The sequence below is a fragment of the Microbispora sp. H11081 genome (genome assembly GCF_012999535.1).
Classification (GTDB): Bacteria; Actinomycetota; Actinomycetes; order Streptosporangiales; family Streptosporangiaceae; genus Microbispora.
Map to the genome: position 1 here is coordinate 62,470 of NZ_JABBWV010000008.1, position 16,406 is coordinate 78,875.

The window sequence follows — 16,406 nt, forward strand, 5'->3', positions numbered from 1 at the left end:
ACGGCGGGCACGGACGTGGTCGTGAGAGGGCGAGCCCCCGGGTGCGGACAGCGACGGCACGAGCGGCCGGCGCGGGGTGCGTGCCACGCGCCCATCCCGACCGCTCCGAGATTCGGGAGGCGATGTGGCCGAAAGATCAACCGGCGCGACAACAGGGGCCGCGGGCAGGGCACCCGTGGCCGATCGGCCGGACATGGTGCGCAATGTCGTGCTGGTCGGCCATTCAGGGGCCGGGAAGACCACGCTGGTCGAGGCGCTGCTCGCGGAGACGGGCACCATCCAGCGTTCCGGCCGGGTCGAAGACGGCACCACGGTCAGCGACTTCGACGAGGTCGAGATGCGCCAGCAGCGCTCGGTCAACCTGTCGGTCGCCCCCGTCGTACACAACGGCTACAAAATCAACTTCCTGGACACCCCCGGGTACGCCGACTTCGTCGGCGACCTGCGGGCCGGGCTGCGCGCGGCCGACGCGGCGCTGTTCGTCGTCTCCGCCGCCGACGGAGTGGACGGGCTCACCCGGATGCTCTGGGAGGAGTGCGCGCTCGTCCGGATGCCCCGCGCCGTGGTCATCACCAAGATCGACCACCAGCGCGCCAACTTCGACGAGGTCCTCGCCACCTGCCAGGACGCATTCGGCGACGGCGTGGCGCCGCTCTACCTGCCGGTGGACGGCACCGGGCTGCTCGGGCTGCTGTCGCAGCGGCTGTTCGACTACAGCGGCGGCGGCAGGACCGAGTTGGAGCCGGACGACGACCAGCTCGCGCTCATCGAGCAGTACCGCGGCGACCTCATCGAGGGGATCATCCAGGAGAGCGAGGACGAGACCCTCATGGACCGCTACCTCTCCGGCGAGACGATCGACACCAAGGTGCTGATCGACGACCTGGAGAAGGCGGTCGCGCGGGCCGGCTTCTATCCGGTCCTCGCCACCGCTCCCGGCGTCGGCCTTATGGAGCTCCTGGAGATCGTCACACAGGGCTTCCCATCGCCGCTGGAGCACACGCTGCCGAAGATCACCGGGATCGACGGCAAGCCGTGCCGGGAGATCACCGCCGACCCGGACGGCCCGCTCGTGGCCGAGGTCGTGAAGACCACGAGCGACCCGTACGTCGGGCGGATCAGCCTGGTCCGGGTCTTCTCCGGCACCCTGCGGCCCGACATGACCGTGCACGTCTCCGGCCACGGCCTGGCCGAACGCGGGCACGAGGACCACGACGTCGACGAGCGGGTGGGCGCGCTGTCGTCGCCGCTGGGCAAGCTCCAGCGGACCGTGGGCAAGTGCGTCGCGGGGGACATCTGCGCGGTCGCCAAGCTGTCGCGGACCGAGACGGGCGACACGCTGTCCGACAAGGACGACCCGCTGCTGGTCGAGGCATGGACAATGCCCGAGCCGCTCCTGCCGGTGGCGATCAGGGCCAGGTCGAAGGCCGACGAGGACAAGCTCAGTCAGGCCCTGAGCCGCCTGGTCGCGGAGGACCCGACCCTGCGGCTGGAGAACAACGCGGAGACCCGCCAGCTCGTGCTGTGGTGCATGGGCGAGGCGCACGCCGACGTCCTGCTCGACCGGCTGGCCAAACGGCACGGCGTCGAGGTCGAGAAGATCGACCTGCGGGTGCCGCTGCGGGAGACGTTCGCCGGCAAGGCGCAGGGCATGGGACGCAACGTCAAGCAGACCGGCGGCCACGGCCAGTACGCGATCTGCCATGTCGAGGTCGAGCCGCTGCCGTCGGGCGGCGGGTTCGAGTTCGTCGACAAGATCGTCGGCGGGGTGGTCCCGAGACAGTTCATCCCGTCCGTGGAGAAGGGCGTGCGGGCGCAGATGGAGCGCGGGGTCGTCGCCGGCTATCCGATGGTCGACGTCCGCGTCACGCTCTACGACGGCAAGGCCCACTCGGTCGACTCGTCCGACATGGCCTTCCAGATCGCCGGCCAGCTCGCGCTCAGGGACGCCGCGTCCAAGGTGGCGACGCACCTGCTCGAACCGGTGGACGAGGTGTCGGTCCTCGTGGCGGACGACTACGTCGGAGCCGTGATGTCCGACCTGTCCTCCCGCCGTGGCCGGGTGCTCGGCACCGAGCCGGTCGGCGCGGGCCGCACGCTGGTGCGCGCCGAGGTGCCGCAACTGGAGATCACCCGGTACGCGATCGACCTGCGCTCGCTGTCCCACGGGGCGGGCACGTTCACCCGTTCCTTCCTGCGGTACGAGCCCCTGCCCGCGCACCTGGCCGACAAGGTCGCCGCGGCGGGCGAGCAGTAGCCCGATCCGAGCCCCGGCGGCCCGCCTCCCCGCCGCCGGGGCTCCGTCGTGTCCGCGCACTTCACCGGCGCCTTTTCCGGTGGCCGGGTTTCGCATTCCCGCCGTAAGGGGAGTCCCGTTAGGTGCCCCGCGTCACACGTGCATCACAAGTGCATTTCGTTTTTCTGGCTAAACCATTCTTTTGCCGATGTAAGACTTATGGCCGGACTTACTGGCAAATCAGAGGGGTAGCCACGTGACCGACCGGGGACAGGTCATCCGTCCGCTGATCGCGACCACCGTCATCGCCGCGGTCGCGGTCGGGGCCGCCTACACGTTCGGCCCCGACGCCCAGGCCGAGAAGGTCGCCGCGGGCAAGGCCGGCCGTACGACGGCGCCGAAGGCGCAGCAGGCCAGGGCCGAGACGCTCACCGCCGCCGACACCTGCGCCGTCAGCGCGCGATATCCCAAGCGCCAGCTGAGGGGCGTCTGGGTCGCCACCGTGCACAATCTCGACTGGCCGTCGAAGCCGGGGCTGCCGCCCGACCGGCAGAAGGCCGAATACGTGAAAATCCTCGACAACGCCGTCAAGAGCCGCCTGAACGCCGTGTTCTTCCAGGTCCGGCCCGCCTCCGACGCGATCTACCGCTCGCCGCTCGAGCCGTGGTCCCAGTGGCTCACCGGCGCGGCGGGCCAGGACCCGGGCTGGGACCCGCTGCCGTTCCTGGTCGAGGAGGCCCACAAGCGCGGCCTGCAGTTCCACGCGTGGTTCAACCCCTACCGGGCGGCCGACTCGGCCTCCTCGAAGCTGCCCGCCCAGCACCCGGCGCGGCTGCACCCCGACTGGACCGTCAGGCACGAGGGCAAGCTGTACTACAACCCCGGCCTGCCGCAGGTGCGCGACTGGGTGACCAAGGTCGTGACCGACGTCGTCAAGCGCTACGACGTCGACGGCGTCCACTTCGACGACTACTTCTACCCCTACCCCGGGCAGGGCACGCGGTTCGCCGACCAGGCCGCGTACAAGAAGTACGGCAAGGGCCTGCCGCTCGCCGACTGGCGGCGGCGCAACGTGAACCAGCTGGTCGCCCAGGTCTCGCAGGCGGTCCACTCGGCCAAGCCGCACACCGTGTTCGGGATCAGCCCGTTCGGCATCTGGCGCAATAAGGCCCAGGACCCGGCGGGCTCGGCCACCAAGGGCATGTCGGCCTACGACTCGATCTACGCGGACGCCAAGGCGTGGATCAAGGCGGGCTCGGTCGACTACGTGATGCCACAGCTCTACTGGCCCCGCGGGTTCGCCGCGGCCGACTACTCGGTGCTCGCCAAGTGGTGGGCCGACGCGGTGAAGGGCACCGCCGTCGACCTCTACATCGGGCAGGCCCTCTACCGCGTGGGGGCCGCCGACACCCCCGCCTGGACCAGGCCGGGCGAGCTGCCCGCGCACCTCACGCTGAACCGCGAGTATCCGGAGATCTCGGGCGACGTCTACTTCAGCGCCGCGCAACTCGCGAAGAACCCGCTCGGCGTGCTCGACCGGATCGTGAAGAGCCACTACACCCGCCCGGCGCTGCCGCCGGTGCTCAGGGCGAGTTCCACGCCGCCCGTCGCCCCTCGCGGGGTGAAGGCCTCCGGCGGGAGGCTGACGTGGCAGGCCCAGCCGGGCGCGCAGGCGTACGCGGTCTACCGGGTGACGGGCGGCAAGGACGCCACCTGCGCGACGGCGGACGCGCGCAACCTGGTGGCGGTCGTGCCGGCCTCCGGCGCCCCGTCGTACGCCGCCGGCGGCTCCGGCGCCTACTACGTCACCACGGTCGACCGCCTCGGCAACGAGAGCCCGGCGACCCGGGCGGGCTGACCCTGGTCCGGCGTGTCCTCCAGCCCTGCGCGTTCGGCGTCATAGCTGCGCGGGAGCAGCGGGTCCGATAACGTGGTCGCACGTTTTCCCAAGATCATGTTCGGGGCTGGGGGTCCGGTGAGAGGCACGTGGGTGAAGCACGCGCTCGTCGCCGTCGTGTTCGGCGTGTCGGTCCTGGTCCTCGCCCCGGCGGCGTCCGCCGGAGCCGCGGCGGCGCCGCATGGTAGTGGCGGGGCGTCCGCCGGGGAGCGGGTGGTGCTCGTCGGCATCCCCGGACTGATGTGGAGCGACGTCACCCCGGACGGCACCCCGAACCTGTGGCGGCTCGCCGGCGACTCCGCCCTCGGCTCGCTGTCCGTGCGGGCCGTGCGCAAGGACACCTGCCCGTACGACGCGTGGCTCACGGTCTCGGCCGGGGTGCGGTCTGCGGTGGGCGGGGGATGCGGCATGGCGCCCACCCCCGAGAAGGACGGCGAGGGGGCGGCGATCCCCGCGTTCTCCTGGCTGTGGGAGGTGCGGGGGCAGCGTGACGCGGGCGCGCTCGGGCAGGCCCTGCACGCGGCCGGGCGCACGACGATGGCCGTCGGCCCGGGAGCCGCGCTCGCCCTGGCCGACCGTCAGGGCAGGGTGGACGTCTACGCCGCCTCACCGGCCGAGGTCACCGAGTGGTCGCGCGGCGACGTGGTCGCCGTGGAGATCCCCGACCTCATCGCGCCCTACATCACCGGCGACCGGCTGACCGACGCGGCAGAAAGCCTGTCCGCCGGAGCCCGGCGGGAGGCGGCCCGGGCCGCCGACGCGAGGCTCGGGTCGGTCCTGCCGCGGCTAGGCCCCGCGACGGTGCTGGTCGCCGGGCTCTCCGACCACGGTTCCGTCCCCCACCTCAGAGCCGCCCTGCTGCACGCCCCGGGCGGCGGAGCGGCGGGGACCCTCGGCGCCCGCTCCACGCACCGGGACGACATGATCATCCTGCCCGATCTCACCGCCACGATTTTGGCCACGGCCGGGGTGGCCGCTCCCCCGGCCGTCATCGGCGTGCCGGTCGAGACCCACGCGTCCGGCGCGACCCTGGACGAGCGCGTCGAGGCCCTGCGCACCGCCGACGTGGCCGGGCAGACGATCCGTGACATGACCGGCGTCTTCTTCACCACGCTCGCCGTGCTCCAGGTGCTCTTCTACGTCATCGCGTTCGTGCTGCTGCGCCGCCGTGACGGGCTGTCCGCCGTACGGGCCGCCGCCGTCCTGCTCGCCGCGATCCCCGTCTCGACCTACCTCGTCAACCTCACGCCGTGGGCCCGTTCGGCGCAGCCCGCGCTGACGCTCTTCGCCTCGGTCGCCGTGATCGCCGCGGCGCTCGCCGTGGCGGCCCTCGCGGGGCCGTGGCGGCGCGGCGTGCTCGGACCGCTGACCGTGATCGCCGCGGTGACCTCGGCCGTGCTGCTCTGCGACCTGCTGACCGGCACCCCCCTGCAGCTCAACAGCCTGATGGGCTACACGGGCGTGGTCGGCGCCCGCTACTACGGCCTGGGGAACATCCCGTTCGCGCTGCTCGCCACGGCCGTGCTGCTCGTCACCACCTCCGCCGCCGACCGGCTGGTCAGGACCGGCCGCAAGGGCGTCGCGGTGACCCTGGTCGCCGCGCTCGGCGCCTTCGCGATGCTGCTCGACGGCTGGCCCGGCGTCGGCAGCGACTTCGGCGGCGTCATCGCCTTCGTGCCGGGCATCGCGGTCACCGCGATGATCGTGGCGGGCAGGCGGGTCTCGATCGTCAAGCTGGGCGCCTTCTGCGTCGCGGGCGGCCTGCTGGTGATGGCCATCGCCTATCTCGACTACCTGCGTCCCCCGGCCGGCCAGACCCACCTCGGCCGCTTCGTGGGCCAGGTCGTCGACGGCACGTTCCTGCCAGTGATCACCCGCAAGCTCGGCGCGATGCTGTCCACGCTGCTCAGTCCCAACCTGATGCCCGTAGTGATCGCCGCGTTCGCGTTCCTCGTCTTCGCGCTGCTGCGGCCGGGGGCCGCGAGCGCCGGGGTGCTGCCGATCGCGTTCGAACGGGCGCCCATGCTGAAGGCCGGACTGATCGGCGCGCTCGTGAGCGGGCTGGTCGGCATGCTCGTCAACGACTCGGGGGCCGCGGTGCTGTCCATGGCCCTCGCCCTGGCCGTGCCGCTCGTCCTCAGCGCGGGCATCCGCGCCCTGCAGTACGCCGAACCGGCCCCCGCCGCCTGACGGGGGCTCCGGCGGCGGGGCCGTACGGGCCGGTCAGGAGGTGGCGGGCCAGGCGTCGGCGAGCAGGTCGCGGGTGTCGCGGAGCAACTGCGGCAGTACCTTGGTGCGCCCGACCACCGGCATGAAGTTGGTGTCGCCGCCCCACCGGGGCACGACGTGCTGGTGGAGGTGGGCGGCGATGCCCGCGCCCGCCACGCCGCCCAGGTTCATGCCGACGTTGAAGCCCTGCGCCCCGCTCGCCTTGCGCAGCGCCTGCGTCGCGCGCTTGGTGAACTCGGCCAGCTCGGCGGTCTCGGGTCCGTCGAGGTCGGCGTAGTCGGACACGTGCCGGTAGGGGCAGACCATCAGGTGCCCGGAGTTGTACGGGTAGAGGTTGAGGACGGCGAACACGGCCGATCCCCTGGCCACGATCAGCCCGTCCTCGTCGGGCAGCGCGGGAATCTCACAGAACGGGCAGCCGTCGTCCGCGCCGGACCCGCTGGGCTTGTTCTCGCCCTTGATGTAGGCCATCCGGTGCGGGGTCCACAGGCGCTGGAAGCTGTCGGGAACCCCGGCGCCGGCCTGCTCGATCGGCTCTGAATCCACGGTCGTGCTTCCCTCCGGTTCGTCCCCTGCGCCAGGTCGCCGCCTCGGCCGCCCGCACGACGGCACAGCGACGGCACGGCAGCAGCATATGACCACGGGGATCTCTCCTCGCCCGCCGGGTTGACCCGGAGCGGATGCGGCTCCCCGGCGACTCCTGTGAGCGGGCGGATCAGCGCAGACGCCGGACGAATCGGTTGATCGTCGGGCAGAATGCACCTGCCGGACGCCCCCACCCTTATGGAGCCGTGAGATGAGCGAGGCCGCCGCCGTCGAGGAACGGATGGAAGAGCAGGTCGGCGCGTACGCCGGGGACGGCCTCGGCGACCCGGCCGTGGAGCCCTCCGCGCCCGCTGAGGCTGAGACGTCGGCGGTGGCCGAGAATCCGGCGGAGACCGGGACGTCCGCGGTGACCGAGGCTCCGGCGGAGACCGGGACGTCCGCGGTGACCGAGGCTCCGGCGGAGACCGGGACGTCCGCGGTGACCGAGGCTCCGGCGGTGACCGGGACGCAGGCGGAGACGTCGCGGCCCGGCGCTCCGGCCGCGAACGTCCTCAAGGGCCGCATCAGGGTCGCCGACGAGGTGGTCGAGAAGGTCGCCGCGCTGGCCGCCCTGGAGATCCCCGGCGTCGCCGACCTGGGCGGTGACCTCGAGCGCGCCTTCGAATCCGTACGGGACCGGATCGGCGTGGGGACCAAGCGGGCCACGCAGGGCGTACGGGCCACGATCAAGGATCAGCAGGTCTCCGTCGACGTGACCATCGTCATCGTGTACGGCCACGTCGTCATGGACGTCGCCACCGAGGTAAAGGTCAACGTCGCGCGGTCGGTGAGCCGCATGCTCGGCATGCTCGTGGTCGAGGTCAACGTCACCGTCGACGACGTCCGCCTCCCCGGCGACACGGACGGCGCCCCCGCCTGAGGACGACGGCCGGACCGTGGACGGATCCGTCCTTTGGGCACGATCGGTGCGGGGCGAGGGCCTCGGCGGGAACGCGGGCACCCCATTGCGGAGTGACCGCGTTCCGGCCGGACACGGACGGCCGCGGGTGATCAGACCTGGACGCGGCGGCGGACCGCGTCGACGATCTCGTCGATCGCCTGGTCGATCGGCACGCCGTTCTTCTGCTCGCCGCTCCGGTAGCGGAAGGAGACCGCCCCGGCCGCGATGTCGTCGTCACCCGCGAGCAGCATGTAGGGCACCTTGGCCTTCTGCGCGTTGCGGATCTTCTTCTGCATGCGGTCGTCGCTCTCGTCGACCTCGACCCTGATGCCGTGCTCACGCAGCCGCTTGGCGACGTCCTGGAGGTAGGGCGCGTGGGCGTCGGCGATCGGGATGCCGACGACCTGCACCGGGGCCAGCCACGCGGGGAACGCGCCCGCGTAGTGCTCGACCAGCACGCCGAAGAAGCGCTCGATCGAGCCGAACAGCGCGCGGTGGATCATGACGGGCTGCTGCCGGGTGCCGTCGGAAGCCTGGTACTCCAGGCCGAAGCGCTCGGGCAGGTTGAAGTCGAGCTGGATGGTCGACATCTGCCACGACCGGCCGATGGCGTCCCGGGCCTGCACCGAGATCTTGGGCCCGTAGAAGGCCGCGCCGCCCGGGTCGAGGACCAGTTCCAGCTTCTCGGACTCGGCCACCTCCCGCAGCGTCTGGGTGGCCTCCTCCCAGGTCTCGTCGGAGCCGACGAACTTCTCCGGGTCCTTGGTGGACAGCTCCAGGTAGAAGTCCTCCAGGCCGTAGTCGCGCAGCAGGTCGAGCACGAACCGCAGCAGCGAGGTGAGCTCGTCGCGCATCTGCTCGCGGGTGCAGTAGATGTGCGCGTCGTCCTGGGTCAGGCCGCGTACGCGGGTGAGGCCGTGCACGACGCCCGACTTCTCGTAGCGGTAGACCGTGCCGAACTCGAACAGCCGCAGCGGCAGCTCGCGGTAGGACCGCCCGCGCGCCCCGAAGATCAGGTTGTGCATCGGGCAGTTCATCGGCTTGAGGTAGTAGCGCGCGCCCTCCAGCTCCATGGGAGGGAACATGCCGTCGGCGTACCAGTCGAGGTGGCCGGAGATCTTGTACAGGTTGTCCTTCGTGATGTGCGGGGTGTTGACGAAGGAGTAGCCCGCCTCCTCGTGCCGGCGGCGCGAGTAGTCCTCCATCACCCGGCGGATCACCCCGCCCTTGGGGTGGAAGACGGGCAGGCCCGAGCCCAGCTCGTCCGGGAAGGAGAACAGGTCGAGCTCGGCGCCGAGCTTGCGGTGGTCGCGCTTCTCGGCCTCCTCCAGGAGGTGGAGGTATTCGTCCTGCTTCTCCCGGGACTCCCACGCCGTGCCGTAGATGCGCTGGAGCTGCGGGTTCTTCTCGCTGCCCCGCCAGTAGGCGCCGCCCGACCGCATGAGCTTGAAGGCCGGGATGACCCGGGTGCTGGGCAGGTGGGGCCCCCGGCACAGGTCCTTCCAGCACAGCTCGCCCGACTTGGGGTCGAGGTTGTCGTAGATGGTGAGCTGGCCACCGCCGACCTCGACGTTCGCGCCGTCGGCCGCCTCGGCCGCGCCGCCCTTGAGCCCGATCAGCTCCAGCTTGTACGGCTCGGCCGCCAGCTCGGCGCGGGCCTCGCCGTCGCTGACCGGGCGGCGGCGGAAGGTCTGCCCCTGCTTGACGATCTCGCGCATGCGCTTCTCGACGCGCTTGAGGTCGTCGGGGGTGAACGGCTCGCGGACGTCGAAGTCGTAGTAGAAGCCGTTCTCGACCGGCGGGCCGATGCCGAGCTTCGCCTCGGGGAAGATCTCCTGGACGGCCTGGGCCATGACGTGCGCGGTGGAGTGGCGCAGGATCGCCCGCCCGTCGGGGCTGTCGATCGCGACCGGCTCGACCACGTCGCCCTCGGCGACCTCGGCGGCCAGGTCGCGCAGCTCGCCGTTGATACGGGCGGCGATCACCGACCTGCCGTCGGCGCCGAGCGCCTCCCCGGCCGTCGTCCCCGCCGCCACCACGCGCTCGGCTCCGGCGAGGGTGATGCGAATCTCAAGGGCGGCGGACACGGTTGCTCCTTAGGACGGATGATCGTGGATCTCGGTGGCCGTGCCCACATGAGGCTGCGGCTCCGGTCGCATCCGATGCTACCGGTGCCGCCACCCCATATTGGTGACCATTCTCCCCACCCCTCCCCTCCCCCCGCGCGTGATCTTGCAGTTTGTCGCAGGCATGCCGTCCGAGGTGCGCGTTGATGCTTGGTGACCTTGCACTCTTCCGTACGGCGAGCCCGCTACCAGCGGAAACATCTTCCGTGATCATGCACTCGCGTACTGCAAGATCACGGATCGCATAAGGGCAGGTCACGCGGCGAACATCCCGTCACACTGCAAGATCACGGACGGTGACGCCGCAGGTCACAGCCATTCGTGCGACAAACTACAAGATCACGGTGGTTGGTGTGGTTGGGGGTGGGGTTAGTAGGGCCAGGTCCAGTCGCGGATCTCGGCGGGGTCCTCGCCGTACTCCCGGGTGTGGGCGCGGGCGCGCAGCCGGGCGTCGGCCATGCGCTGCCGCAGGTGCGCCTTGCGGCTGCCCAGGCCGGGCACCCGGTCGATGACGTCGATCACCAGGTGGAACCGGTCGATGTCGTTGAGCATCGCCATGTCGAACGGCGTGGTCGTGGTGCCCTCCTCCTTGTAGCCGCGCACGTGCAGGTTGTCGTGCCCGGTACGCCGGTAGGTGAGCCGGTGGATCAGCCACGGGTAGCCGTGGAAGTTGAAGATGATCGGCTTGTCCGTGGTGAACAGCGCGTCGAACTCGGCGTCCGGCATGCCGTGCGGGTGCTCGGAGGCCGGCTGCAACCGCATGAGGTCGACCACGTTGACCACCCGGATCCGCAACTCGGGCAGGTGCTCGCGGAGCAGCGCGGCGGCGGCCAGGGTCTCCAGCGTGGGCACGTCGCCGGCGCACGCGAGCACGACGTCGGGGTCGGCGCCCTCGTCGGTGGAGGCCCAGTCGAGGATGCCCAGCCCGCGGGTGCAGTGGACGACCGCCTCGTCCATGCTCATCAGGTCGAGCACGGGCTGCTTGCCCGCCACGACGACGTTGACGTAGTCGCGCGAGCGCAGGCAGTGGTCGGCGACCGACAGCAGGGTGTTGGCGTCCGGCGGCAGGTAGACGCGTACGACCTCGGCCTTCTTGTTGACGACGACGTCGAGGAAGCCGGGGTCCTGGTGGCTGAAGCCGTTGTGGTCCTGGCGCCACACGTGAGACGACAGCAGGTAGTTCAGCGAGGCGACCGGCCGCCGCCAGGGGATCTTGCGGGATGCCTCCAGCCACTTGGCGTGCTGGTTGAACATCGCGTCGACGATGTGGATGAAGGCCTCGTAGCAGTTGAACAGCCCGTGGCGGCCGGTCAGGAGGTAGCCCTCCAGCCAGCCCTGGCACTGGTGCTCGCTGAGCACCTCCATGACCCTGCCCCCGGGGCCGAGGTTCTCGTCGGTCGGCAGCAGGGCTGCCTCCCACTCCTTGCCTGTCACCTCGAAGACGGCCGACAGGCGGTTGGAGGCGGTCTCGTCCGGGCCGAGCAGCCGGAAGTTCGTGGGGTTGGCCGCGATGACGTCGCGCAGGAAAGACCCGAGTACGCGGGTCGGCTCGGTGGAGGCCGTGGCCGGGGCCTTGACCTCGACCGCGTAGTCGCGGAAGTCGGGCAGCACCAGCGGGCGCAGCAGTTCCCCGCCGTTGGCGTGCGGGTTGGCGCTCATCCGCAGCGGCCCGTCGGGCACGTTCGCCGTGATCGCCTCGACCGGCCGCCCGTCGGCGTCGAACAGCTCCTCCGGCCGGTAGGAGCGCATCCACTCCTCCAGGTACTCCAGCCGGTCGGGCCGGTCCCGCACGTCGGTCAGCGGCACCTGGTGGGCGCGCCAGGTTCCCTCGACCGGGAGCCCGTCGACCTCGCGCGGCCCGGTCCAGCCCTTCGGCGTACGCAGGATGATCATCGGCAGCGGACCGCCGTCGGCCATCTGGTCGAAGACCGTGTCGAGGGTGCCCGCCATGAGCTCGTGCATCTCGGCCGGTTCCTGGCCCGAGACGATGTGCGGGCGGTAGCCGTAGCCCTCGAAGAGCTTGACCAGCTCGTCCTCGGGGATCCTGGCCAGCACGGTCGGGTTGGCGATCTTGTACCCGTTCAGGTGCAGGATCGGCAGGACCACTCCGTCGGTGTTCCGGTCGAGAAACTTGTTGGAGTGCCACGCGGTGGCGAGAGGGCCGGTCTCGGCCTCGCCGTCGCCGATGATGCAGGCCACGGCCAGGCCGGGGTTGTCGAAGGCCGCGCCGTACGCGTGGGAGAGCGCGTAGCCGAGCTCGCCGCCCTCGTGGATGGAGCCGGGAGTCTCGGGGGCTACGTGGCTGGGGATGCCGCCGGGGAAGGAGAACTGGCGGAAGAGCCGGCGCATACCCGCGGCGTCGCGCGTGATGTGCGGATAGCGCTCGGTGTAGGTGCCTTCGAGCCACGCGTGGGCCACCGCCGCGGGACCGCCGTGGCCGGGACCGGCGATGTAGATCATGTCCTGGCCCCGCTCCCGGATGATCCGGTTGAGGTGAGCGAAACAGAAGTTGAGCCCGGGAGTGGTGCCCCAATGGCCGAGTAGTCGCGGCTTGACGTGCTCGGGCTTGAGCGGCTCCGTCAGCAGCGGATTGGCCATCAGGTAGATCTGGCCGACGGACAGATAGTTCGCGGCCCGCCAGTAGGCGTCGATGTTCTCGTATCCGTTCATATCCACGACCCTTTCCCAATGGCGGCGGACGAACCAGGGTCTTTCGCCCCAAGATCAAGCTGCTCCCGGCGGTAGTCTTGGCGCCATGTCCGGCACCCGATGGCTCGACGAGGATGAGCAGCGCACCTGGCGCGCCTACGTGCGGACGAGCCAGCTCCTCCAGGAGGCTCTCGAACGGCAGTTGCAGCGCGACTCGGGAATGCCGCACGCCTACTACATGATCCTGGTGGTCCTCTCCGAGTCGCCCGGCCGGACCATGACGATGACGGAGCTGTCCGCCATGCTCCAGTATTCGGTCAGCCGCCTGTCCCATGCCGTCTCCCGGCTGGAGGAGAAGGGCTGGGTGCGGCGGGTCAAGCAGCAGGAGGACCGGCGCACGACCGTCGCCGAGCTCACCGACGAGGGCTTCGCCGCGATCGTGGAGGCGGCGCCCGGCCACGTCGAAGAGGTCCGGCGGGTGCTGTTCGACCCCCTCACCCCCGGCCAGGTGCGGCAGTTCCACGAGATCCTCGCCACGATCCTCGCGGCCTTCGATCACCGGGCCGACGCCGAGCCTTCCCGCGCGCTCGACGGCGCCGCCCAGTAGATCCCGCCGTGGCCGTACGAGGCGGCCGGTCTCGCGCGCGACATGGTCAAGCCTGTTCAGCGCAGCAGGAGAGCGATGGCGACCTCCAGTCGTTCGAGGTAGACCTCCCGCGACGCGACCTGATGCTTGAGGCCGATCGACGCGCTGATCATCGTCTGCGCGACAAGGGGAGCCGCCTCGCGTCCCGACTTGGTGGCGACCGCGTCTGTGATCAGTTCCTCGAAACGCCGGCGCGGAGTCTCGACGATCTCTCCGAGGAGGTCGGGATTGTCCTCGATGACCATCACGACATCGCTCGCCAGCGGGCCGATGTAGCGGCCTGCCCACTGATCGAACGCTTCGAGGAGGCGCTCCGAAAGGGGTCGGCCGGTGTCGGCCAGGACGTGTTCGACCGCTGTGATATCGCGCTTCAAGGCCTGGGCTACCGCCGCACGGAACAGAGCCTCCTTCGAGGAGAAGAGGAAATAGAGCCCGGGCCGCGAGATGCACGCCGCCCGCGCGACCTCCTCCATCGAGGTCTTCCGGTAACCGAATCGCGCGAACGTGACCATCGCGGAGTCCAGAACCGTGATCCGACGATCGGTGTCGGCGACCGTCGACGGCGGGTGACCGACCTCGGGACTGCTCATGACAGGAGCATACGAGCCGACGGCGAACTATTCAAAAAGAGTCTAGTGTGTATAGTCGCTGCCATGACCCCGCGCGAACTCATCTCCACGCCCTTCACCTCCTCCAGCACCGCGGACGAGGTGCTGCGAGGCGTCGACCTCACCGGCGTCCGCGCGATCGTGACCGGAGGTTCCTCCGGAATCGGCGCCGAGACCGCTCGTGCGCTGACCTCTGCCGGAGCGGAGGTAACGCTCGCCGTCCGGAACACGACCGCGGGTGACGCCGTCGCCGAGACGATCGCGCAGTCGACCGGAGAGATCCCTCCCCGAGTCGTCCGGCTCGACCTCGCCGACGCAAGCACCGTCACGCGGTTCGTCGAGGCATGGAACGGCCCACTCCACCTGCTGATCAACAACGCGGGCGTGATCACCGGTGGCCTCGAACGTACGCGTGAGGGCTGGGAGTTGCAGTTCGCGACGAACCATCTCGGCCACTTCGCCCTGGCCACCGGCCTGCACGACGCCCTGGCCCTGGGAGCGGCCGACCGTGACGGAGCACGGATCGTCTCGGTCAGTTCGACCGCGCACATGCGTTCCGGCATCGACTTCGACGACCTCCACTTCGAGCGTCGCAGCTACGACCCGCAGATCGCCTACGCCCAGTCGAAGACGGCGAACTCTCTCTTCGCCGTCGAGGCGACTCGCCGCTGGGCCTCCGACGGCATCATCGCCAATGCGGTGAACCCCGGCGGTGTCGCGACGGGACTGCAGCGCAACTTCACAGCGCGGCAGAAGGCATCGCTCGAGGCGGCCGAGGCCGCCGGCGTATTCACCTACAAAACGGTCGAGCAGGGAGCGGCCACCAGCATCGTCGCGGCCGTCGCGCCGGAGTTCGCTCACTCCGGAGGCCACTACCTCGACGATTCACAAGAGGCTTACACCGTGCCGGACGACGCCGACCTTGCGCAGCACCCGCACGGCGTCAAGGAATGGGCGCTCGACCCCACTGCCGCCAAGCGCCTCTGGACGGTCTCGACCGACCTGCTCCGCGTCTGAACGTGATGATGTACATGCTCAGACCTTCGGGTTGTGCCGCGCTTCCGGGTTGCGGCGTGCGATGGCGGCGTTGAGCGCGGTGGCGAAGACCGTCCACCCCGTGTACGGCAGCAGCAGGAGCCCGGCCGTGCGGTCCTCGCGCAGGAGGCGGCGGGTCAGCAGGGCGTTCGACACGTCGAGGGCGAGGATCTCCGCGAGCGCGAGGCGGGGGTTGCGCGCCCTGAAGAACAGCGGCGGCCAGGCCGCGTTGAGCGCCAGGTTCACGGCGAGCGCCCACCGTAGGGCCGGCCGGGAGCCGTCGTCTGCCCGCGAGAGCGCGCGGGCGGACGCGTAGGCGATCGTCGCGTACAACGGCGTCCAGACCAGGCCGAACGCCTGCGGCGGCGGCTGCCAGGAGGGCTTGCGCAGCCTGCCGTACCAGCCTGAGCCCGCGTCGGTGGACAGGCCGCCGACCGCCGCGGCCGCGGTCACGGCGAGTGCCGTGCGCAGCAGTGTCTTCGTCGATGTGGATCCCATGGGTCCTCTCATGCCCGGTGGGGCGCGTTCATGCGGGGACGTGGTTGCGCAGGCACAGCGTGTCGGGATACGGGGACAGGTAGGTCTGGTCGCGGACGTACTCGATTCCCGCGCCTCTCGCGTGATGCCTGAGCAGGGCGAGCGGCACCGTCAGGGCGACCCTGCGGGCCTGGTACGACTCGATCACCTCGGCCAGGTCGGCCCGGCGGACCGGGTCGAGCGCCTCGCCGATCATGCCGAGGCAGTGGTGCAGGACGTTGACGTGCCGCCCGACCGTGGCCCTGGTGGCGAGGGCCGTACGGAACGCCCGGTCGTACTCCCGCGCCAGCGCCTCCCCCGGCCGTTCGCCCGCCGCCGCGACGAGCCGCCCGATCTCCCGGTAGGCCGCGGGCGCGTGGGCGAGGATCTGCATCTTGTGCCGGGCATGGAAGGCGACCAGGTCACGGGGGCGCCAGTCTCCGGCGAGCAGAGCCCGCAGACGGGCGGAGGCGAAGACGCGCTCGACGAACGCCTCACGCAGCACGGCGTCGCGCAGCCTGCCCTCGTCCTCGATCGCCAGGCCGGGCAGGGCGCCGGCGATCACGGCGGCGAAGATCCCCCTGCCGTGCCGGTCGGCCGGCCCGTCCTCTCCGGCGTACACCGGGATCCCGTGGAGCCCGCAACTCGGGCTCTTCGCCTTGAACACGTACCCGTCGACGTCCGTCAGGCCGGCCGCGCGCTCGGCGGCGAGCGCGGTCATCGGGGCGGTCAGGTCCACGCGCGTCCTGCGGGTCGTCAGCCGGGGCCCGTCTGCCGAGCGCTCCAGGCGGAGCGTCTCACGCGGGGCGCCGAGGCCGATCTCGATCTCGGGGCAGATCGGCACCCAGTCCACGTGCTCCGACAGTTCGCCGGTGAGGAACCGGTCACGGCTGTGGCCGCCGTTGAACCGCACGGGAGCGCCGAGCAGGCAACTCGACACCGCCACCCTGGGCCTGGTCCCCTCCGCCGGTGCCATGG

General features: G+C 70.8%; 12 protein-coding genes. 6 read left to right on the forward strand and 6 right to left on the reverse strand.

Annotation, left to right across the window (positions count from 1 at the left end):
- The first annotated feature begins 124 nt into the window (after window positions 1-124).
- The 3 genes from HHX31_RS20920 (at window position 125) to HHX31_RS20930 (ending at window position 6,323) form a co-directional block, all read left to right on the forward strand.
- Window positions 125-2,257 (forward strand): elongation factor G-like protein EF-G2, encoded by a 2,133-nt coding sequence (locus HHX31_RS20920; protein ID WP_169950016.1) that lies wholly within the window; start codon window positions 125-127, stop codon window positions 2,255-2,257.
- A gap of 235 nt (window positions 2,258-2,492) precedes the next feature.
- Window positions 2,493-4,094: a family 10 glycosylhydrolase gene (locus HHX31_RS20925; RefSeq protein ID WP_169950017.1), complete on the forward strand. Its 1,602-nt coding sequence runs from the start codon at window positions 2,493-2,495 to the stop codon at window positions 4,092-4,094.
- A 132-nt stretch (window positions 4,095-4,226) separates the two neighbouring features.
- The gene (locus tag HHX31_RS20930; protein ID WP_169950018.1) at window positions 4,227-6,323 is read left to right on the forward strand and encodes a hypothetical protein; all 2,097 of its coding nucleotides are present in this window, start codon (window positions 4,227-4,229) and stop codon (window positions 6,321-6,323) included.
- Window positions 6,324-6,356: 33 nt separating this feature from the next.
- Here HHX31_RS20930 and HHX31_RS20935 read toward each other — a convergent pair whose 3' ends face one another.
- A complete protein-coding gene (locus HHX31_RS20935; RefSeq protein WP_169950019.1) occupies window positions 6,357-6,908 on the reverse strand; it encodes an HIT domain-containing protein in 552 nt (183 codons plus the stop codon).
- Between the two features lie 250 nt (window positions 6,909-7,158).
- Here HHX31_RS20935 and HHX31_RS20940 point away from each other — a divergent pair, with 250 nt between their 5' ends.
- Window positions 7,159-7,827, forward strand: a complete 669-nt coding sequence (locus tag HHX31_RS20940; RefSeq protein WP_169950020.1) for an Asp23/Gls24 family envelope stress response protein — start codon at window positions 7,159-7,161, stop codon at window positions 7,825-7,827.
- A gap of 131 nt (window positions 7,828-7,958) precedes the next feature.
- Here the strand turns inward: HHX31_RS20940 and thrS are convergent, their stop codons facing one another.
- Complete coding sequence (gene thrS, locus HHX31_RS20945; RefSeq protein ID WP_169950021.1) at window positions 7,959-9,935, reverse strand: threonine--tRNA ligase; 1,977 nt, start codon at window positions 9,933-9,935, stop codon at window positions 7,959-7,961.
- A gap of 408 nt (window positions 9,936-10,343) precedes the next feature.
- The gene (locus HHX31_RS20950) at window positions 10,344-12,644 is read right to left on the reverse strand and encodes a phosphoketolase family protein (RefSeq protein ID WP_169950022.1); all 2,301 of its coding nucleotides are present in this window, start codon (window positions 12,642-12,644) and stop codon (window positions 10,344-10,346) included.
- An 85-nt stretch (window positions 12,645-12,729) separates the two neighbouring features.
- Here HHX31_RS20950 and HHX31_RS20955 point away from each other — a divergent pair, with 85 nt between their 5' ends.
- Complete coding sequence (locus HHX31_RS20955) at window positions 12,730-13,230, forward strand: MarR family winged helix-turn-helix transcriptional regulator (RefSeq protein ID WP_169950023.1); 501 nt, start codon at window positions 12,730-12,732, stop codon at window positions 13,228-13,230.
- 56 nt (window positions 13,231-13,286) lie between these two features.
- On the opposite strand, the gene HHX31_RS20960 is transcribed toward HHX31_RS20955, so the two are convergent.
- Window positions 13,287-13,859, reverse strand: coding sequence for a TetR/AcrR family transcriptional regulator (locus tag HHX31_RS20960; RefSeq protein ID WP_211590105.1), 573 nt, complete (start codon window positions 13,857-13,859; stop codon window positions 13,287-13,289).
- Between the two features lie 63 nt (window positions 13,860-13,922).
- Between HHX31_RS20960 and HHX31_RS20965 the strand changes: the two genes are divergently transcribed.
- Complete coding sequence (locus tag HHX31_RS20965; RefSeq protein ID WP_169950024.1) at window positions 13,923-14,894, forward strand: SDR family NAD(P)-dependent oxidoreductase; 972 nt, start codon at window positions 13,923-13,925, stop codon at window positions 14,892-14,894.
- Window positions 14,895-14,912: 18 nt separating this feature from the next.
- Here HHX31_RS20965 and HHX31_RS20970 read toward each other — a convergent pair whose 3' ends face one another.
- Both HHX31_RS20970 and HHX31_RS20975 read right to left on the reverse strand, forming a co-directional pair.
- Window positions 14,913-15,410 carry a TspO/MBR family protein gene (locus HHX31_RS20970; RefSeq protein WP_169950025.1) on the reverse strand — a complete coding sequence of 166 codons (498 nt, stop codon included), beginning with the start codon at window positions 15,408-15,410 and terminating at the stop codon, window positions 14,913-14,915.
- A gap of 28 nt (window positions 15,411-15,438) precedes the next feature.
- Window positions 15,439-16,404, reverse strand: coding sequence for a DUF523 and DUF1722 domain-containing protein (locus HHX31_RS20975; protein ID WP_169950026.1), 966 nt, complete (start codon window positions 16,402-16,404; stop codon window positions 15,439-15,441).
- Window positions 16,405-16,406: the final 2 nt, after the last annotated feature.